The sequence below is a fragment of the Hymenobacter properus genome (assembly GCF_015694735.1).
GTDB lineage: Bacteria > Bacteroidota > Bacteroidia > Cytophagales > Hymenobacteraceae > Hymenobacter > Hymenobacter properus.
The window spans coordinates 247,491-267,084 of record NZ_JADQDP010000002.1 but is presented as its reverse complement, the minus strand read 5'-3'; the positions used below and the strand labels follow the sequence as shown (position 1 = coordinate 267,084).

General features: G+C 63.7%; 14 protein-coding genes. 5 read left to right on the top strand and 9 right to left on the bottom strand.

The window, feature by feature from the left end; translation table 11 throughout:
- Window positions 1-22: 22 nt before the first annotated feature.
- From I2I01_RS07335 to I2I01_RS07325, 3 genes are all read left to right on the top strand, one after another.
- Window positions 23-697 (top strand): response regulator transcription factor, encoded by a 675-nt coding sequence (locus I2I01_RS07335; RefSeq protein WP_196285805.1) that lies wholly within the window; start codon window positions 23-25, stop codon window positions 695-697.
- Between the two features lie 39 nt (window positions 698-736).
- Window positions 737-2,074 carry a sensor histidine kinase gene (locus I2I01_RS07330; protein WP_196285804.1) on the top strand — a complete coding sequence of 446 codons (1,338 nt, stop codon included), beginning with the start codon at window positions 737-739 and terminating at the stop codon, window positions 2,072-2,074.
- Window positions 2,075-2,168: 94 nt separating this feature from the next.
- Window positions 2,169-5,456 (top strand): cyclic nucleotide-binding domain-containing protein, encoded by a 3,288-nt coding sequence (locus I2I01_RS07325; RefSeq protein ID WP_196285803.1) that lies wholly within the window; start codon window positions 2,169-2,171, stop codon window positions 5,454-5,456.
- Window positions 5,457-5,564: 108 nt separating this feature from the next.
- Here the strand turns inward: I2I01_RS07325 and I2I01_RS07320 are convergent, their stop codons facing one another.
- The 6 genes from I2I01_RS07320 to I2I01_RS23185 form a co-directional block, all read right to left on the bottom strand.
- Window positions 5,565-6,611: an adenylate/guanylate cyclase domain-containing protein gene (locus I2I01_RS07320; protein WP_196285802.1), complete on the bottom strand. Its 1,047-nt coding sequence runs from the start codon at window positions 6,609-6,611 to the stop codon at window positions 5,565-5,567.
- A 164-nt stretch (window positions 6,612-6,775) separates the two neighbouring features.
- Complete coding sequence (locus tag I2I01_RS07315) at window positions 6,776-7,156, bottom strand: response regulator (RefSeq protein ID WP_196285801.1); 381 nt, start codon at window positions 7,154-7,156, stop codon at window positions 6,776-6,778.
- A gap of 118 nt (window positions 7,157-7,274) precedes the next feature.
- Complete coding sequence (locus I2I01_RS23190) at window positions 7,275-9,260, bottom strand: ATP-binding protein (RefSeq protein ID WP_211537865.1); 1,986 nt, start codon at window positions 9,258-9,260, stop codon at window positions 7,275-7,277.
- A 253-nt stretch (window positions 9,261-9,513) separates the two neighbouring features.
- Window positions 9,514-10,923: a sensor histidine kinase gene (locus I2I01_RS07305; RefSeq protein WP_196285800.1), complete on the bottom strand. Its 1,410-nt coding sequence runs from the start codon at window positions 10,921-10,923 to the stop codon at window positions 9,514-9,516.
- Between the two features lie 167 nt (window positions 10,924-11,090).
- Window positions 11,091-12,470 carry an ATP-binding protein gene (locus I2I01_RS07300; RefSeq protein WP_211537864.1) on the bottom strand — a complete coding sequence of 460 codons (1,380 nt, stop codon included), beginning with the start codon at window positions 12,468-12,470 and terminating at the stop codon, window positions 11,091-11,093.
- 135 nt (window positions 12,471-12,605) lie between these two features.
- Window positions 12,606-14,819, bottom strand: a complete 2,214-nt coding sequence (locus I2I01_RS23185) for an ATP-binding protein (RefSeq protein ID WP_211537863.1) — start codon at window positions 14,817-14,819, stop codon at window positions 12,606-12,608.
- Between the two features lie 250 nt (window positions 14,820-15,069).
- On the opposite strand from I2I01_RS23185, the gene I2I01_RS07290 reads away from it, so the two are divergent.
- Both I2I01_RS07290 and I2I01_RS07285 read left to right on the top strand, forming a co-directional pair.
- Window positions 15,070-15,678, top strand: a complete 609-nt coding sequence (locus I2I01_RS07290) for an HD domain-containing protein (protein ID WP_196285799.1) — start codon at window positions 15,070-15,072, stop codon at window positions 15,676-15,678.
- Window positions 15,679-15,684: 6 nt separating this feature from the next.
- Complete coding sequence (locus tag I2I01_RS07285) at window positions 15,685-16,293, top strand: thiamine phosphate synthase (RefSeq protein WP_196285798.1); 609 nt, start codon at window positions 15,685-15,687, stop codon at window positions 16,291-16,293.
- Here the strand turns inward: I2I01_RS07285 and moeB are convergent.
- From moeB to I2I01_RS07270, 3 genes are all read right to left on the bottom strand, one after another.
- The gene (gene moeB, locus I2I01_RS07280; RefSeq protein ID WP_196285797.1) at window positions 16,290-17,393 is read right to left on the bottom strand and encodes a molybdopterin-synthase adenylyltransferase MoeB; all 1,104 of its coding nucleotides are present in this window, start codon (window positions 17,391-17,393) and stop codon (window positions 16,290-16,292) included. The two genes, I2I01_RS07285 and moeB, sit on opposite strands and share 4 nt — an antisense overlap.
- A 141-nt stretch (window positions 17,394-17,534) precedes the next feature.
- Window positions 17,535-18,656 (bottom strand): 2-iminoacetate synthase ThiH, encoded by a 1,122-nt coding sequence (thiH, locus tag I2I01_RS07275; RefSeq protein ID WP_196285796.1) that lies wholly within the window; start codon window positions 18,654-18,656, stop codon window positions 17,535-17,537.
- Between the two features lie 151 nt (window positions 18,657-18,807).
- Window positions 18,808-19,590, bottom strand: coding sequence for a thiazole synthase (locus I2I01_RS07270; RefSeq protein ID WP_196285795.1), 783 nt, complete (start codon window positions 19,588-19,590; stop codon window positions 18,808-18,810).
- Between the last annotated feature and the right edge of the window lie 4 nt (window positions 19,591-19,594).

Below are 19,594 nucleotides of genomic sequence, written 5' to 3'. Positions count from 1 at the left end.
CGGGTCTGTTTTTACTTCGCTCATGACCGTTTTGATTGTGGAAGACGAGCGCACCCTAGCGCGCGAGCTGGGCATCTTCCTGCACAACCACAATTTTGCCTGCACGGTGGCCCGAACGGCCGCCGAAGCCCGCGCCCAACTGGCCGACACCCCCTTCGACTTCGTGCTACTCGACCTGGGCTTGCCCGACGGCGACGGCCTGCAGGTGCTGGCCGAAGCCAAACAAAACGAGCTGACGGCCGCCGTCATCATCCTCACGGCCCGCTCGGCCGTGGAAGACCGCATCGGCGGGCTGGAGCTGGGCGCAGACGACTATTTGGCCAAGCCCTTCTCGCTGCCCGAACTACTGGCCCGCATGCACGCCATCACGCGGCGGCGCTTTGGGCTGCACAAGCCCCGGGTGGCCTGCGGCGCGTTTGAGCTGGACTTGCAAACGCGGCAGCTGTTTTGCGCGGGGCAGGAAGTGAGCTTGTCGGTGAAGGAGTTCAACGTGTTGAGCTACCTCGTGCTGCACAAAAACCGCGTGCTGACGCGCCTGCAGCTCACCGAGCACATCTGGGGAAACCTGGCCGACACCGGCTTCGACTCCAACTTCATCGACGCCCACATTAAGAACCTTCGCAAGAAGCTGGGCCAGTACGCCGACACCGACTGGCTCGAAACCGTGCGGGGGATGGGCTACCGGGCCCGGCTGTAGCTTGCGCGCTTCCCACCTCGGCTCTTCACTCGCATTGCTTTGAAGCTCAGCACCAAATTTTCCTTGTTCAATGCCCTGTCCCGGGTGGCCATTCTGCTGCTGCTGGTGGTGGGGCTGCCGCCGGTGATGAGCCGCCTGGCCCTGCTGGCCACCGACCAGCGCCTGGTGCAGAAAAAGGAGAAGGTGCTGCGCCTGATTCGGCGAACTGGCATTTCGGCCTTCATTGCCGGCGAGCAGTCGTCCTACGGCAGCTACAACCTGCTCAAGGAGGAGTTCATCTCGCTCGAAACCATTGTGCCAGGGCCCAAAATCGACGTCATCGAGGACTCGAAGCGGGCTGTGGAAGACGAAATCGTGCCCTACCGCGTGCTGAGCTACTCCTTTGCCCAGAACGGGCAGAATTACCTACTCGAAATCGGGCGCAGCACCGACAGTATCGGCGAAACGGAACGCAACTTCCGGCGCTACGCCTTCTACCTGCTGCTGCTGGGCGTGGCCCTCACCACGCTCGCCGACCTGGCTTTTTTCCGCTACCTGCTGGCGCCGTTCTACACCATCATCCGGCAGCGGCTGCGCAACAGCCATTACCCGCCGGCGTTCGATTTTGACCCGGTGGAAACCAGCACCGACGACTTCCGCTACCTCGACGAGAGCCTGCGCGAGATGATGGCCACCATTCAGGCCTCGTTCAGCAAGGAGCGCAAGTTTATTGCCGATGCCTCGCACGAGCTGCTGACGCCGCTGGCTGCCCTGCAATACCGCTTCGACAACATGCTGGCCGACGAAAGCCTGTCGGAAGAAAACCAATTGCGCGTGGTGGAGTCGCAACGCACCGTGCACCGCCTGCGCACCATTATCAAGTCTTTGCTCATGATTTCTAAGATTGAGAATGACCAGTTTACCCGCACCGACTCCGTGCGCCTGCAAGAGCTGACGGCCGAGGTGAGCGAGGAAGTGCAGGACCGGCTGGCCGTGCGGAACCTAACCCTCACCTGCCTTGTGGAGCCCGATTTTGTGGTGGAGCGCTGCAACCGCGGGCTGCTATTCACGCTGCTGTTCAACCTGGTGAGCAACGCCATCAAGTACAACCGCGAAAACGGGCAGGTGTACCTACTGGGCCGGCCCGATCCCACCGGCCGGGGCTACGTGCTGGAAGTGCGCGACACCGGCCAGGGCATTGCCAAGGAGCAGCTGCCCCACCTCTTTCACCGCTTCGACAAAGGCGCCGCGGCCGATGCCGACAGCTATGGCCTGGGCCTGAGCATCGCCCGCACCATTGCCGACCTGCACGACATCGCCATCGAAGTGAATTCCATCGAAGGGCTCGGCACATCCTTCCTGCTCACCTTTCCGCCCACGCCCGCCGCGAGGCGCTAAAGGAGCGGGCCGCGTGGGCCGTTGTGCGGCGCGGCTTTTTGCGCCCGTATCTTTGGCAACGGCTGTGCCCGGTGGTGCCGGCCGTTCTTTCTGCATGCTCTCGGCCACCTCCCTTCAACGCCTGTTCGGCATCAAAGCCAGCGAAACCCGCACCGTGGGGCTGTTTTTGCTGCACAACTTCCTGCTCGGCATCGGTTCGGTGCTGGTGTACGTGGCGGCTAACGTGCTGCTGCTGGAGCACGAGCCCGAGCTCAGCCTGCCCCTCGGCTACCTGGCCGGCGCCGCCGCCATGATGGCCGTGGGCAAAATCTACACCTACTTCGAGCACCACCTGCTGCTGAAAAAGCTGGCCGTGCGCGTGCTGCTGGCCGTGGTCGCACTAGTGGGCGCAGTGGGCGCGCTGGTGGTATTCGGCCACTCGGTGGCGGCTGCGGTGGCCATAATGGCCGGCTATCGGGTTATTTATCTGCTCACCAACCTGGAATTCTGGGGCGTGTCGGCGGTGGTGTTTGATGTGCGCCAGAGCAAGCGCCTGTTCAGCGTCATCAGCTCGGGCGATATGCCGGCCAAGGCCCTGGGCGCCTTGCTGGCCGCCCTCATCCACGGCGATGCCCAGCTGCCAGTGCTGCTAGGTGTGTCGTTTGCGGCGTATCTGGCGGCGTTGTTTGCCTTGCGCGCCACGCTCGGCTCGCACGTGGTGGAGGCCGCTGCCCGGCCGGTGCGGCGGCCCCAGCGGGCGCCGGGCCAGCTGGCCCGGCAGCTGTTTGGCGGCAGCGAGCTGGTGCTGGCCATGTGCATGAGTTTGCTGGCCATCGGGGCCGTGCTTACGGGCGTCGAGTACATGTTTTTCCTCAATGTGAAGCATAAGTTTCACGCGTCGGAAGACGTGATGCGCTCGGTGGGCTGGGTGCTGGGCGGCACTTACCTCGCGGCCATGTTTTTCAAGCTGCTGGTGAGCCGGCAGGCCCTGGAGCGATACGGCGTGCAATGGTCGCTGCGGCTACTGCCGGTGGTGGCGCTGGCAGCGCTGGCCATTTTCGGGGGCTTGCAAGCCACAGGCGCTTACTCCCAAACCGGCCAGCTGGCCTTTTTCTGCGGCCTGTATTTGCTACTGGAAGTGCTGCGCCGCACCGTGTTCGACCCGGTGTTTCTAGTGCTGTTTCAGCCGCTGGCGCCGCAGCAGCGCCTGGCCGCGCACACGCTGGCCAAGGGCTTTTATGAGCCGCTAGGCATGGGCCTCACGGGGCTACTGTTTTTCATGTTCCGCTACACTGGCTGGCTCAGCGGGGTAGCGCCTTTCATTTGGATGGGTGCCTTGCTGCTGCTGGCGCTGTTGTTGCTGGCCCGTACCTACCGCAGCTACCTGGCCGAGTTGAAGGAAGGCCTGGGCCGCCGCTTCGCCGAAACCGCCGACCTGGCCCTGCCCGACGCCGCGCGCCAGGTGGTGCTTGGCCACTTGCAAAGCGCCCACCCGCTCGAAGTACTGAATGCCATGAGCTGGCTGCACCAGCGCGAGCCCCAAGCTCTGGCCCTTCACGCCCCTGCCCTGCTCCAGCACCCCGACGAGCGGGTGCGCCTGGCCCTGCTGGCCACCCCCGAAGTGCGCCCCCTACCCCTCGACACCCTGCAGCAGCTCGCCCACCATGACCCCGCCCCTGCTGTGCGCGAAGCTGCCGCCCGCGAGTTTGCCGCCGCTGCGCCTGAGGTTTCCACACTGACGGCTCTATTAGAAAGCACCGACCTGGCCGTGCGCCAGGGGGCCCTGCGCGGCAGCCTCGAAACCACCCCCCAGCACGCCGCCGCCCAAGCTAACCTTGGCGAGTTAGCCGCCACCCCGGCCACCCACCGCGCCGCCCTGGCGCTGCTGGCTTTTTTTCCGCTCGATGTGCAGATTGAGCTAGTGGAGCGCAGCCTCGGCAGTACCGATGCGGCCGAAGCTCAGGCGGCGCTGGCCGCCATTGGCACCGTGGGGCATACCGCTCTGGCGCCCTACCTGCTGCATGCCCTGGGCGACAAGCAGCGCTGGCAGCCTGCCGCCGACAGCCTTGTGGCCCTAGGCCCCGCCGTGGTGCCGCTGGTGCGCGAAGCCCTTGCACACGAGCCCGGCAATGCCATTACCCACCGCCTCACCACCGTGCTCGAGCGCCTGGACGCGCCCGCCAGCCGCGCCGCCCTGGTCGAGTTGGCCCAGCGGCCCAACCTGTTTTCCCGCTTGGTAGCGCTGCGGGCCCTGCGCCGCTTCCCGGCCGAACCTGCCGAAACGCCGCTGTTTGAACGCCTGCTGCGCGAAGAATTTGGCTTGGCCGCCCAATTGCTGCGCGGCTTGGTGGCCGACCCGCGCCCGGCCCTGCAGGCCCCCGTGCAGTACGAGTTTGAGCTATTGCACCAGCGGGTGTTCGGCCTGCTGGCCCAACTGTACGATGCGGAGTCGGTGGCCACGGCCCAGCGCAACGTAGCCCACGCCGCCCGCGAGCGCCAGGCCAACGCCCTCGAAATTCTCGACAACTTGATTCCGCGCACTATTTATCAGGGGCTGCAAACCCTGCTTGACGACACCCCGCTGGCCGAAAAGGCCCGCATTTTTGCCACGCTCACCAGCGCCGGTGTAGCCATTCACCACCCGGCCCCGGCTGGCCCCGCAGCTGCCGCGGGCAGTGCCATAGCGCCGCCAGTGGCACCCGCGCTGGCCGTGGCCGAAGAGCCATTGCCGACGCTGCTGCTACGCCGCGGCCCGGCCGCCTTCACCACCTGGACGCTGAGCGTGGCCTTGCGCCACTGGCAACCCACCGAACCCGACGCCGAGGCGCTGCTCCGGCCCTACCTTCACTCGCCCCTGGCGCTGCTGCAAGAAAGCGCCCTGCTAGCCGGCCGCGCGCTGGAAGCCCTTACCGGCCGGCCGCTATCCATTTCGCCCATTTCCATGAGCCACGCTGCCACATCCGAAACCCGCGTCTCTGCCCTGGAGCGCGTGGTGGTGCTCAAAAGCACCGCCCTATTTGCCTCCACGCCCGAAAACGTGCTCAGCAGCATTGTGCCTATCATGAAAGAGGTAACGTTCCACGAAGGCGAGGAAATCTTTGCCAAGGGCGACATCGGCACCTCGCTCTTCATCCTGCACGACGGGCAGGTAGGCATCTTCAACGGCGAGCAGCAGCTGGCCACCTTCGGCCCCGGCGACTTCTTCGGCGAGCTGGCCCTGCTCGATGCCGAGCCCCGCTCCGCCTCGGCCGCGGCGCTGAGCCAGGTGCTGGCTTTCCGCATCGACCAGGAGGACTTCTACGACGTGATGGAAGAGCGCGCCGAGGTGTTGCGCAACATCCTGCGCATGCTCTGCCAGCGCATTCGCACCCAGAACGAGAAGATGCGGGAGCTGGCAGGGTAAGCCACCCCTAGTGTCATGCTGAGCGCAGCGAAGGACCTTATCACGGCTGAACAAGTCATTGTTGCGTGATAAGGTCCTTCGCTGCGCTCAGCATGACAGGTAAGATGGCTATTCCACCACTTCGTAAATCTTCACCGGCAGCGCCTTGTTCTTGAGCGTCACTTCGCCCACAAACTGGCAGTGAAACGACTCTTTCACCCGCTCATATACGGCTTCGCTGATGATAATCTGGCCGGCTTTGGCGGCCGACTGCAGGCGTTGTGACATGTTCACCACGTCGCCGATGACGGTGTAGTCCAGGCGCTTGAGCGAGGCCGAGCCGATGTTGCCCGAGACCACTTCGCCGGTGTTCACGCCGATGCTCACTTCGGGGCGGTAGTCGAAGCCTTGGGGTAGCGGCGTTTCGCTGTTCTTCAGCGCGGCGCGGGCCGAGAGGGCGGCATCAATGGCGCGGTCGAGGTGGTGCTCGCCGCGGAACACGCCCATCACGGCATCGCCCATGAACTTATCGACGTGGCCGCCCTGCGCGATTACCTCCTTCACAATCAGGTCGAAGTAAGTATTGAGCAAACTCACCACGTCGGTGGGGTTTAGCTTTTCGGCCAAGGCCGTGAAGCCGCAGATGTCGAGGAAAACCACGGTGGCTTCCACGGTTTCGGAAGCCAGCAGGCGGTTCTCGAAGTCGGGCCGGGTCATGAAGTTGAGCACCGTTTCATCCACGTACATCTTCAGGATGTTGTTTTCCTGGATGGCGCGCAGGGTTTCGCGCAGTTGGCGCACCTGGTCGGCGGTTTTTTCGATGGTCACCTCCAGGTCAGCGAAGTCCACGGGCTTCACCACGAAGTCGAAGGCGCCGCGGTTCATGGCGGTGCGCAGGTTGCCCAGGTCGCCGTAGGCCGACACGATGACCGTTTTCATGGCCGGGTGCTCGGAGTGGGTGCGCGTGAGCAGGGTCAGCCCGTCCATCACCGGCATGTTGATGTCGGAGAGGATGATGTCGGTATCGGGGTGCTCGTCGATGCGCGCCAAGGCTTCTTCGCCGTTGGTGGCGAACACAAACTCGTAGGCCTGCTCCCGAATCTTGCGTCTGAATTTCTGTTTAATCAGCAGCTCCAGGTCGGTTTCGTCGTCGACCACCAGAATTTTAGTTTTCATACAACTGATTATAATGGAGCAGTGGCCACGCGTTGGGAACGGTCATGCCGAGCGCAGCGAAGCATCTCGCGTGCAAGTGCAATAGTAAACCACGGGATTAAAATTACTGCCACAAGCGAGATGCTTCGCTGCGCTCGGCATGACCTGCTGCCGGGCTGTCTCCGTTAAGCCGGCCGCAAATGCGCCAGCTTTTCCTTGAGCACGGCAAAATCCACCGGCTTGCTCAAAAAATCGTGGGCGCCTAAGGCCAACGCCTTCCGGTGGCTGTCGTCGTCGCCGTAGGCCGTAATCATCATCATGGTGGTGGGCGGCATCTCGAACTCCTCCTTCACGTGGCCCAGCAGGTCGAGTCCGCTCATGCCGGGCATGTTGATGTCGGAGAGGATGATGAGCACCTCGGAATGGTGCTGGCGCAGAAAATCCAGCGCCTCCTCGCCCGAAAACGCGAAGCTGAAGCTCCACTCGCCGCTCCGGATTTCGCGCCGGAAGCGCTGCTGGAACAAGTCGCGCACATCGGTTTCATCGTCAACCACCAGGATTTGCATGGGTAGATTCCTTATTGAATTTGGTTGCTTCAAAGGTAAAGCCGCCCGTTGCCTTTCTAATGCAGGATGAATTGGGGGAATTGCTCTAACCGTATTCCCTGCGGCGGAACAGCAGCGGCTAGGCCGGCAGCCGCACCACAAACTCGGTGCCCTGGCCTTCCTGGCTTTCCACGGTGAGGGTGCCGCCGTGGCCGGTGGTCACGATGTCGTGGCTCAGCGAGAGGCCCAGACCGGTGCCCTCGCCCACGGCTTTGGTGGTGAAAAAGGGCTGGAATATTTTGGCCCTGATGCCGTCGGGAATGCCCACACCGTTGTCGCGCACCCGAATTTCCACGTCATTGCCCACCCGCTTGGTGCTCACGCTCACTTGCGGCTGGTAGTCCGAGTCGGCGCCTTGCCGCTGGCGCTGCTGCACGGCATGAAAGGCATTGGTGAACAGGTTGATGAGCACGCGCCCCAGGTCCTGGGCCACCACGGTTACCGCGGGCAATGCGGCGTCGAAATGCGTGCTAAGCTCGGCGCTGAAGTCCTTGTCTTTGGTGCGCAGGCCCTGGTAAGCCAGGCGCAGGCTGTCGTCGACCAACGCGTTGAGGTCGGTGGGCATGCGCTGGCTGGTGCCCGCGCGCGAGTGCTCGAGCATGCCCTTGATGATGGACGTGGCCCGCTGCCCGTGCTGGCTGATTTGCTGCAGGTTTTGCTTCAGCCCGCTCAATATTTCTTGCTCTAGCCCCGTGGAGCGGGCCGGGCCCTCGCCTTTGATATCGTCGACCAAACCGGAGCTGACTTCGGCGAAGTTTTTCATGAAGTTGAGCGGATTTTGCAGCTCGTGGGCAATGCCGGCCGTCAGCTCGCCCAAAAAGGCCATCTTCTCGCGCTGCACCAATTGGTCTTGGGCCGTTTTCAGCTCGGCCAACGACTGCTCCAGGGCTTCGCGGGCCCGCTGCTGCTGGCGGGCGTGGCGGCCTAGCAGCAAGGCCAGGGCCAGCAGCGCCACCACCCCCGCCACCAGGGCGTAGGTGCGGTAGCGGGCCTTGAGCGCGGCCTGGGCCGCGGCGGCCTCCTGCATGCGCTGCTGCTCGCGGTAGTTGAGGGCTTGCAGGCGCATCACTTTTTCCTGGCCAAAGAGCGTGTCCTGCATCAGGATTTTCAAACTCTGGTACTTGAGGGCGCTGTCGGCGTTGCGGCGGGCCTTAAAGTCCTGCGTGAGCAAGTTGCTCGCGTTGAGCACACCGCGCAGGAAGCCGTTGGTTTGGGCGGCCTGGCAGCCCAGGCGGGCGTAGTAGATGCTGGAATCGGCCTGGCCCTGCTGCTGGTAGAGCGTGGCCAGGCCCACGTAGGCAAAATTGAGGCTGCGCAGGTGTTGCACCTGCTTCGACTCGGCGATGCTGGCCCGGTAAAAGGCTTTGGCCTGTGCCGTGCGGCCTTGCTTGCGGGCCACGTTGCCCAAGCCGTAGAGGATGTAGTTGGTAGGCGTGTGCAGGCGCCGGGCCAGGGTGTAAGCCCTTTCCTGGAAAATACGGGCCGAGTCGAGTTGGTTGAACAGGTCGTAGGCCAGCCCGATGTTACTCAGCTCAATCACCACGCGGCGGTCGTCGCGCAGCTCCTCGCCCAGGCGCAAGGCCCGGAAATAGTAGGCCAGCCCCTGGCGCTGGTCGCGCAGGTACACGTAGATGATGCCGATGCTGCGCAGGTTCTGGGCGGCCAGGGCGCGGTCGTGGGTGGCTTCGGCAATGCGCAGCGACTTCTGAAACACTTCCAGCGCGCGGGCCAGGTTGCTTTCGCGCAGGGCGGCGCCCAGGCGGTTCAGGGCCTCGCCTTCGCCGTGGCGGTAGCCAATGCGGCGGGCCAGGTTCAGGGCCTTGTAGGCGTACACGGCGGCCGAGTCGGTGCGCTGCGTCCAGAGCTGGTCGCTGAGCTGGCAGAGCAGCAGCACCTGGTCGTAGTTGGTTTGGGGCAGCGAGAGCAGGTGGCGCAGGCTGTCCACGGCCCGGCTTTGTGGGGGCTTCGGCGCGGGTGCCGGCAGCGCGCGCCCCGAAGCCGGGAGCAGGAGCAGCAACCAGCCCATCAGCGCCAGCCGCCGCCAGCCGGACTTAGGCAGTAACACGGAAAAGAGCGTAACGATTTGGCGCAAGAATCGACGGTTAAACGCGGATGGAGAAAAAGCAGATTCCTATTCTGAGAAGGCCTAGCCGGTTGGCCCAACGCCAGCCGGCTGCTTTCGCGGGCCGCTGACTAGCGTTGGGGTTTCCGGCCAGAAACAAGCCCAAATGCCTGCTGGCAAAGAGAGCGTTGGCAATATGACCAGCCAGAAAACCTATAGACAAACAAACCGCTAAGTGGTTCTGAAACAGGCGCACCTAATTAAGTGGCAAGCTAATCAGAAACTCGGTGAAATTCCCCGGTTGAGACTCGACGCTCAGCGTGCCACCGTGGCCCTGGGCGATGATGTCGTGGCTCAGCGAGAGGCCCAGCCCCGTGCCCTCGCCCGTGGGCTTGGTGGTGAAGAAGGGCTGGAAGATTTTGGCCCGGGCCTCGTCGGGAATGCCCGTGCCATTGTCGCGCACCCGGATTTCCACGCCGCCTGGGCCGGCGCTGGTTTGCACCGTCACCTCGGGGCGGTAAGATGAGTCGGCTTGGCGCTGGCGCTGCTGTACGGCGTAAAGGGCATTTGTGAGCAAGTTGATGAGTACGCGGCTCAGGTCCTGCGGCACCACGGCCACCGGGGGCAGGGCCGGGGCGAGTATGGTGTTGAGCTCGGCTCTAAAGGTCTTGTCTTTAGCGCGCAGGCCCTGGTAGGCCAGGCGCAGGCTGTCTTCCACCAGGGCGTTGAGGTCGGTGGGTACGCGCTGGCTGGTGCCTGTGCGCGAATGCTCGAGCATGCCTTTAATAATGGCCGTGGCCCGCTGCCCGTGCTGGCTGATTTCGCGCAGGTTCTGCTTCAGACCGGCCAGAATCTCGCCCTGGAGCCGAGCCCCAGGTTCGTGGGGCACGGCTGGGCCGTCGATGTCGTCGACGAGGCCGGTGCTGACTTCGGCGAAGTTCTTCATGAAGTTGAGCGGGTTTTGCAGCTCGTGGGCGATACCAGCCGTGAGTTCGCCCAAAAAGGCCATTTTCTCGCGCTGCACCAGTTGGGCCTGGGCGGCGTGCAGGTTGGCCAGCGACTGCTCGAGCTGGGCGTTCTGGGCTTCCACGAGTTGAAGCGCCTGGGCGTTGATGCTGTCAAAAACCAGCGTTACCACCAGCAGAATCAGCATCAGCCCCACCAGGATGTCGAGGTGCCAGAACTGAGCCTTGGCAGCCGGCACCTGGTTCGGAAACCGGTAGTGCAGCTGTTCCGCTCCCCAAAAAGCCAGCACCGTGGCCAGGCCCAGGCCAAAATAAATCAACCCTGCCCGGCGTCCTAGCAGGAAGGTGGCAATGACGCTGCATAGCCCCAGCCACCAGGTAGTGGCCGCGTAGTAGCCGCCCTGGTAGGCCGAGTTCACCGCCACCGTGAGGTAGCCCACAAACACAAACGCATAGCCCAGCACCACGTGCGAATACCACCCGGCGCGGTAGCCAAACAGCAACAGCACAAAGCTCACCACCCCAAAAAGCAGCACGTACAGCCCCGGCAGCAAATCGCCCCACCAGCACAACAACATAAAGTTGATTGAGAACAGGCCGGTGAGCAGCACGGTATTGACGATGATGCGCACCCGCCGCCGCAGGTCGAGGCTACCGGTAAAGCCAGCGGGAATGAAGTAGTCGGTAATGGAGGTGAACATAGCTACGCGGCACTGCCGACAATGGAAAGGGCGGTGCAGCTCCACCAGCCGGCCCGAATGGTCCAACCCCGTCCGGCTGCGGGCGGCCGTCGTGCCCGCGCAACGCACGACCGTAGGCCATCAGGCCCAGGCGCAGCAGGGAGGCAGCAACGCAACCAAACAGGTTTTTACACCGGCAAGCTAATGACAAACTCGGTGCCTTCGCCCTCGCGGCTTTCCACGGCCAGCGTGCCGCCGTGGCCTTGGGTCACAATGTCATAGCTCAGCGAGAGGCCCAGCCCCGTGCCCTCGCCCGTGGGCTTGGTGGTGAAGAAGGGCTGGAAGATTTTGGCCTGCACGCTCTCGGGCATGCCCGTGCCGTTGTCGCGCACCCGGATTTCCACGTCGTCGCCCACGCGCCGGGTGCTCACGCTCACGGTGGGCGCGTAGCCGGGCTCGCCCTTTTGCTGGCGCTGCTTCACGGCGTAGAAGGCGTTGGTGAGCAGGTTGAGCAGCACCCGGCCCAGGTCCTGGGCGATGACGGCCACGGGCGGCAGGCTGGGGTCAAACTCGGGCTTGAGGGTGGCATTAAAGGTTTTGTCTTTGGCCCGTAGGCCGTGGTAGGCCAGGCGCAGGTACTCGTCGGCCAGCTGGTTGAGGTCGGTGGGCACCCGCTCGCCGGAGCTGGCGCGCGAGTGCTCCAGCATGCCCCGCACAATGCTGGCCGCCCGCCCGCCGTGCTGGTGAATTTTCTGCAGGTTCTGCTTGAGGTCGGCCAGCAGGTCGGCTTCCAGCTCCAGGTCGCGGTCGGGTTTTTCGCGCTCCTCTTCCAGCTCGGTCACCAGCTCGGCGCTCACCTCGGCAAAGTTGTTGACAAAGTTGAGCGGGTTTTGAATCTCGTGGGCAATGCCGGCCGTGAGTTCGCCCAGGCTGGCCATCTTCTCGCTCTGAATGAGCTGGGCCTGCGTAGTACGCAGCTCCGTGAGGGCCGTGCGCAGCTCTTCGGCCTGGTTGGTGAGGGCGGCGGTGCGCTCGGCCACCAGGTGTTCGAGCTGCGCGTTCTGGGCCTCGATGAGGCGCTTGGCTTTCTCTTCCTCCTCGCGCAAGGCCTGCTCTTTTTCGAGCTGCTTTTTTTGGCTGCGGGCAATGAAAATGAAGGTAAACAGCCAAATGATGACGAAGGCCTGCGAAGTATCAAGGGCCGAATCGTACTGTTTGGGAATTTTGCCCTGGGGCGTTTCCAGCACGTATTCCACCAGCTTGTAGAGCACAAAGGGCGCCATGGCCAGCAGCAGCGAGCGGGCCGGGCGGTAGTCGCGCAGCACCAGCAGCATGGCCATTATCACGCCCAGGGCCAACAGCCAGTACACGTCGCCCAGCGTCGTGGTTTGCAAATTCAACGCCTGAGACGCCACAAACAGCGCCGCGCCCGGCACCCAAATCCAGTTCAGGGCGCGGTTCCAGACGGGTAGGCGACGGGGCAGGTCCAGGAACTTGCGCAGGGCGCCCACCATCCCATACACCAAGGGAGTGACAAAAAATAGGTCGCTGTTTGAGTAATGAGCCATGAATGGAAAGCAGCTGCCGGCCGGGCGCTCCCCGGCCGTAGTTCCCGGCAATGTTAATCAGCAGCGAACGAACTGTGATTTCGCGCCGAGGTCAGCAGCCATCGAAACGACAGCTGCGGGCCACGCCGGCAGGCGCTAGCCGGGCAGCACAATCAGAAACTCGGTGCCCTCGCCTTCGCGGCTTTCCACGGTGAGGGTGCCGCCATGGCCCTTGGTGATGATGTCGTAGCTCAGCGACAGGCCCAGCCCCGTGCCCTGCCCGGCGGGCTTGGTGGTGAAGAAGGGCTCGAATATCCGGGCCTGCACCGCCGCCGACATGCCCGTGCCGTTGTCGCGCACCCGGATTTCGACGGTGCGGCCGGTGGGCCGGCGCGTGCTCACGTCCACGGTGGGCACGTAGCCCGCGTCGGGGCGGGTTTCGTGCTGGCGCTGGCGCACGGCGTGCAGGGCGTTGGTGCACAGGTTGAGCAGCACCCGGCCCAGGTCCTGCGGCACGGCGGCCACCGTGCCCATGCGCGGGTCGAATTCCTTATTCAATTGGGCCTCGAAGGCTTGGTCCTCGGTGCGTAGTCCCTGGTAGGCCAATGTCAGCGACTCATCGGCCAGGGCGTTGAGGTCGCTGGGTTCGCGCCGGCCGATGCCACTACGCGAATGCTCGAGCATGCCCTTGATGATGGAAGAGGCCCGCTGCCCGTGCTGGCTGATTTGTTGCAGGTTCTGCTTCAGCCCGCTCAAAATTTCCTGTTCCAATCCCTTGGAGCGGGCGGGGTCCTTGCCGTTCATGTTGTCCACTAGGCCGGAGCTGACTTCGGCGAAGTTTTTCATGAAGTTGAGCGGGTTTTGCAGCTCGTGGGCGATGCCCGCCGTGAGCTCGCCCAAAAACGCCATCTTCTCGGCCTGCACCAGCTGCGACTGCGTGTGGCGGAGTTGGGCCAGGGTGCGGCGGTTGGTTTGCAATTGCAGGTAGATGAACACGCCCAGCCCCGACACCAGCGCCACCACCAGCAGGGCACCCAGCAGCAGCCAGTTGCGCAGGCGCAGGCGCTCGGTCTGCACGGCCTGGGCTTGCCGCAGGTCGTTTATCTGGTTGCTTTGGGCCTGTTCCACACGCTGGGCCTCGTACTGGGCCACGTTGAAGGCGGCCTGGGCAGCCTTGAAGGTATCGGCCAGGGCAATGTAGGCACGCGAATAGCGCTGAGCTTCCACCAGCTGGCCCCGGGCGTCGTAGAAGGCGGCCAGTTCCTGCAGGTATTTCGGCCGCAGGCGGTCGAGGCGGGCCAGGGTGGCCTTTTGGTAGGCCAGTAGCCAGTGCTGCTCGGCCTCGCGGTCGTTGCCCTGCGCGGCGTAGTACTGCGCCCAGGTAGCGTCCAGCTCAAACTCGCCGGGCCCACTGGACATGGGCAGGTCAAGAGAATCGTCGAGCTGCTGCGCGCGGCGCAGCAAGGGCGCCGCCTGGGCCGGGGCGTGCATCTGGAGCAGCACGGCCGCTTTTTGCACCAAGGCACAGGCCCGGTCCATTTGCTGCTCGCTGGGGTCGGCCACGTGGGCGGCCAGGGCCGAATCGGCCGAGCGCAGCGCGGCGGGGAAATGCTTTTGCTGCACAAACAGCTTCGACAGCGCCAGGAAAGTAAAGACCCGGTTGGTGCCCTGCACGCGGCGGAACTCCGGCATAGCCTGGGCCCGGCTCAGGTATTGCACGGCCTTGTCGTGGTTGCCCCAGTCGGCGTAAAGGCCCCCGGTCACTATCAGCTCGTTGATGTGCAGCTTGTGGCTGAAGGGCAGCGCCGTGTCGGCCGCGCGCAAGGTGCTGTTGATGGCCCGGTTGTAGTCGCCCATGCGCCGGTAGTAGGCGCCCTGCGACACGTAGCAGGCCGTGATGTTTTCGATGGCGCCGCGCAGGCGGTAGAACGTCAGCTTCTCGTCGTAATATTTTTTTCGCGCCGCCATGTTGTTCTGCTCGTTGTACAGCCCCACCAGGTTCATCAGCAGCCACGGAATGGGACGCTCCAGCCGGTCAAACTCGCTGACGGCGGCCTTCATGGTGTCGAGGGCCGCGGGCACGTTGCGGCGCCACAGTTGCAGGCCGGCGCGCAGGCGGCGGTAGGGGGCGTCGTCGATAGCCTGCTCGCGCTGGTTCAGCAGCAGCAGCTGGTCTAGCCAGGAAATGGCCTCGACGCCGGTGGGGCGCAGGTCCAGCAGGTGCACGAGGGTGCGCAGGCGGGCCGAGTCGGCCGTTTGCCGTGGCAACGTCCGGGCCAGCGAGTCGCAATCTGCGTCCCAGTAGCGCTGCTGGGCCCGCGCCGGGCCGCAGAGCGCCCACATCGCCAGCACCGTAAAAATCCATCTCATGGGTAGAACCTAAGCGTAAAGGGCGGGAATTATCGAACCAGGCAGACTGCTATAGCCGTGTTTTTGCCCGGCCGGAAGATTCGCCGCCATTTCCATGCCGTAAAGATGGATTAATTCCCGCGCAACATCGACAACCCGGCGCAGAATTATGCTGCCCGCTGGGTTCAGATAAGCGCTTGATTTTCTGTTTTGAATTTTACCTGCTTGCTTTGCTTGCCTCCCGGGCACTTTTGCCCGCCCGCTTTGCCGCATGAACCTCCAAGCCGCCGAAGATTTTATCGTGAACGAGCTGCGGCGCGGCCTCTCCCCCACGCTCTACTACCACGGCCTGCACCACACCCTCGACGTGGCCGCCGTGGCGCTGAAGCTGGCCGCCGCCGAGGGCGTGACCGATGCCGAGGCCCTGGCGTTGCTGCGCATCGCCGCGCTGTACCACGACGCTGGCTTCCTGCACAGCTACCAGGGCCACGAAGACGAGGGCTGCGCGCTGGCCCGCGCCACGCTGCCGGGTTTTGGTTTTACGCCCGCGCAAATCGAGCAAATTTGCGGCCTGATAACGGCCACAAAATACCCGCAGGAGCCGCGCAACCACCTCGAGCAAATCATCTGCGACGCCGACCTCGACTACCTCGGCCGGCCCGATTTTGTGCCCATCTCCACCAGCTTGTTCGACGAGCTTACGGCCCGCCAGCTTATTGCCGACGAGCACGCCTGGTTTCAATTGCAGGCGCGGTTCTTGGCCAGCCACCACTTCTGGACGCGCACGGCCGTGGCCCGGCGCGCGGCGCCCAAGCAGGCCCGGCTCGACCATATTCTGGCGCTGCTGGCCAACTGGCCCGCGCCCGGCGAAACCGCCTGACCCGCCGTGCAGCTCGTCGTGATTTCGGCACCGGAAGCGGTAGCGCACGAAACGGACAAAATGCGCGGCCTGCTGGACGCCGGCCTCCGCCGCCTGCACCTGCGCAAGCCGGGCTTTAGCGCCGGCGAAATGGCCAGCATCATTGAGCAGCTGCCCGCCCGCTACCACGCGCGGCTGGTGCTGCACGGGCATCCGGCCCTGGTTTCGACGATGAAGCTGGGCGGCCTGCACCTCACCGCCGCCGCCCGAACCAGCCCGAGCAGTCGGCCCAAACTAGCCACTGGCCAAACCTTATCCACCTCTTTCCACACGCTGGCCGATGTTCGGCAGCACCGCCGAAAGTACGACTACGTATTCCTGAGCCCCATTTTCGACAGCCTCAGCAAGAGCGGCTACGCGGCAGGTTTTGAATTATCCACCGTAGCGGAGGCGTTACGGCACCTGCGGCAGCGCACCGGCTACGTGCCGCAAGTGCTGGCCCTGGGCGGCATCGAAGCCGAAAAGCTGGCGGCCGTGCGGCAGGCGGGCTTTGCGGGCGCCGCCGTGCTGGGCGCCATGTGGCAAAGCCCCGACCCGGTGGCCGCATTCCGCGAGCTGCAGGCCCTGGCCGGCTAGTAGTCGGCCAGCCCGTTTCGCAGCGAATACACCTCCCGAAATCCCAACCCCAGCAGCTGCTGCGCGGCTTTCTGGCTGCGCACTCCGCTGGCGCAATGCACCACCACGGGCACAGCGGGCACAATTTCACCCAACCTCCCTTCCAACTGGCCCAGCGGAATCAGCCGCCCGCCAATGCTGCGCCGGGCCGCCTCATGCGGCTCACGCACGTCGAGCAGCTGCAGCGGCCGGCCGCTTTGCTGCCAGGCCTTGAGTTCGTCGGCCGTGATTTCGGGCGCGCGCTGCGGTGCGGCGCGCAACGGGGCCTCGCCACAAAAAGCGGCGTAGTCGGGCGCCAGCTCGGTGAGCTGCTGGTTGGCCGCTACGGCGCGGAAGCGGATGCTTTGGAAGCGCATGCCCAGGGCGTCGACCAGCAACAGGCGGCTGCTCAGCACCTCGCCCAGTTCCAGAATGATTTTCAACGCCTCGGTGGCCTGCAGGGTGCCAACCAAGCCCGGCAGCACGCCCAGCACCCCAATTTCGGCGCAGCTGGGGGCGTCGCCCGGCGCGGGCGGCTCCGGGTAGAGGCAGCGGTAGGTAGGGCCGTTTTGGTAATTAAAAACCGACACCTGCCCCTCAAACTTAAAAATGGCCCCAAACACTAATGGCTTGCCGAGGATGACGCAGGCGTCGTTCACCAGGTAGCGGGTGGCAAAGTTGTCGGAGCAGTCCACTACGATGTCGTAGCTGGCAAACAGGTCAAGCACGTTGTCTCTCGACAGCAGCTCCTGGTGTGTTTGCAGGACGATAAACGGGTTTTGCGCCGCCAGCTTTTCGGCGGCTACCACGGCTTTAGGCCGGCCCACGTCGGCGGTGGCATAAAGCACCTGGCGCTGCAGGTTGCTGTCGTCCACCGTATCGAAATCGAGCAAACCCAACGTGCCCACGCCGGCCGCCGCCAGGTATTGCAGCACCGGGCAGCCCAAGCCCCCGCAGCCCACCACCAGCACGCGGGCCGCCTTCATGCGCTGCTGGCCGGCCGTGCCTATTTCGGGCAGCAGCAGGTGGCGGCTGTAGCGGTTGGTTTCGGGAGGGGAAAGCGAGAGGTCGGCGGGGTTCATCAAGAGTAAGTTTTGAACGTCATGCAGAGCGCAGCGAAGCATCTTTACCGCCACAGCTAAACCAATCGTTGAATGAAAAGGATTAGTGAATGCGGTAAAGATGCTTCGCTGCGCTCTGCATGACGGCCGAGTGGAGGCGTTCTACCGGCCCAACCCTACCAGCGTCGCGTCCCAGTCTTTCCAAACCGGCTCATAGCCCTGGCGGCGCAGCATGGCGGCAATTTCGGCGGGGCTGCGCTCGTCCGAAATCTCGAATTGCTCCAGCGACTCCGGCGCCACCGCGTAGCCGCCGGGGTTGGTCTTCGAGCCCGCGCTGATACTGGTGATGCCCAGCTTCACCACGTGGTCGCGAAAAACCGGATGTTCGCGGGTCGAAATCGACAATTCTACTTCCTCGTTCAGCAGGCGGTAGGCGCAAATGAGCTGCACCAGTTCCCGGTCGCTCATCTCCACCTTCGGCTGCAGCAGCCCCTCGGCCGGCCGCAGCCGCGGAAATGACAGGCTGTACTTGGTCTGCCAATAGGTTTTTTCGAGGTAGTCGAGGTGTAGCGCGGTATAGAAGCAGTCGGTGCGCCAGTCTTCGAGCCCGATGAGTACGCCCAGCCCCATTTTGTGAATGCCGGCCCGGCCCAGCCGGTCGGGCGTGTCGAGGCGGTAGTTGAAATTCGACTTCTTGCCCTTGGGGTGGTGCTTTTTATAGTCGTCGCGGTGGTAAGTTTCCTGGTACACCAGCACCGTGTTCAGCCCCTCGGGAATCAGGCGCTCGTAGTCGGCCTGGTCCAGCGGCTGCACTTCCATGGAGAGATGCGCAAAGTGCGGCCGCAGCGTACGCAGGGCCTTTTCCAGGTAGTCCACACCCACTGTCACGTTGGCCTCGCCCGTCACCAGCAGCACATGGTCGTAGCCCCAGTCCTTGAGCACGGCGGCTTCCTGCAGCATCTCTACGCTGCTCAGCGTACGCCGCGCAATCTTGTTATCGAGGCTAAAGCCGCAGTAGGTGCAGATGTTCTGGCACTCGTTGCTCAGGTACAGCGGCGCGTAGAGCTGCACCGTATTGCCGAACCGTTTGCGCGTGAGCTGGTGGCTGAGCTGCGCCATCTGTTCCAGATACGGCGCGGCGGCCGGCGAAATCAGCGCTTTGAAATCCTCCAGCGTGCGGTGGGGCGCGGCCAGGGCACGCGCCACATCGGCCGCCGTCTTGGCGTAGATGCTGGCTTGCACTTCGTCCCAAGGGTGGGCTTCAAAGAGGGGGCGGAAGCTCATGGTAGCTGGTTTTTTAATTTCAGAACGGTCATGCTGAGCGCAGTCAAAGCATCTCTACCGCTTCGTTGCTTTGATTGAATTAGTACTGAGGTAGAGATGCTTCGACTGCGCTCAGCATGACGTTCTACCATTCTCTGCTTTCAACCAAAATCTACATATCCAGAAATGCCGTGAGCGGCGAGCTGGCCACTGCTTCTGTGTGCACCACGGGCGCGGCTAGCCGGGCCTCGTAAGCCATGCGGCCGGCTTCCACGGCCATTTTGAAAGCTGTCGCCATCGCCACCGGGTTGCCGGCCACGGCGATAGCCGTGTTCACCAGCACCGCATCGGCGCCCATTTCCAGGGCGGCCGCGGCGTGCGAAGGTGCCCCAATGCCGGCATCCACCACTACCGGTACCTTGCTCTGGCCGATGATGATTTCGAGAAATTCCCGCGTCAGCAGGCCCTTGTTCGAGCCGATGGGCGAGCCCAGCGGCATCACGGCCGCCACGCCCACTTCTTCCAGGCGTTTGCACAGCACCGGGTCGGCGTGGATGTAAGGCAACACCACGAAGCCCAGCTTCACCAGTTCCTCGGCGGCTTTCAGTGTCTCAATGGGGTCGGGCAGCAGGTACTTGGGGTCGGGGTGAATTTCGAGCTTGAGCCAGTTGGTTTCCAGTGCCTCGCGCGCCAGCTGGGCGGCAAACACCGCTTCTTTGGCCGTGCGCACGCCGGAGGTATTGGGCAGCAGATTAAACTGCGGATGCGACAGGTGGCGCAGGATGTCGTCCTCGGCATCGGCCACGTCCACCCTTTTCAGCGCCACCGTCACCAATTCCGAGCCCGACGCCAACAAGGCTTCTTCCATCAGCCCCGACGAGCTAAATTTGCCCGTGCCAGTGAACAGCCGGGAGCTAAACGTGCGGTCAGCAATGACCAGATTATTATTTAACATAATA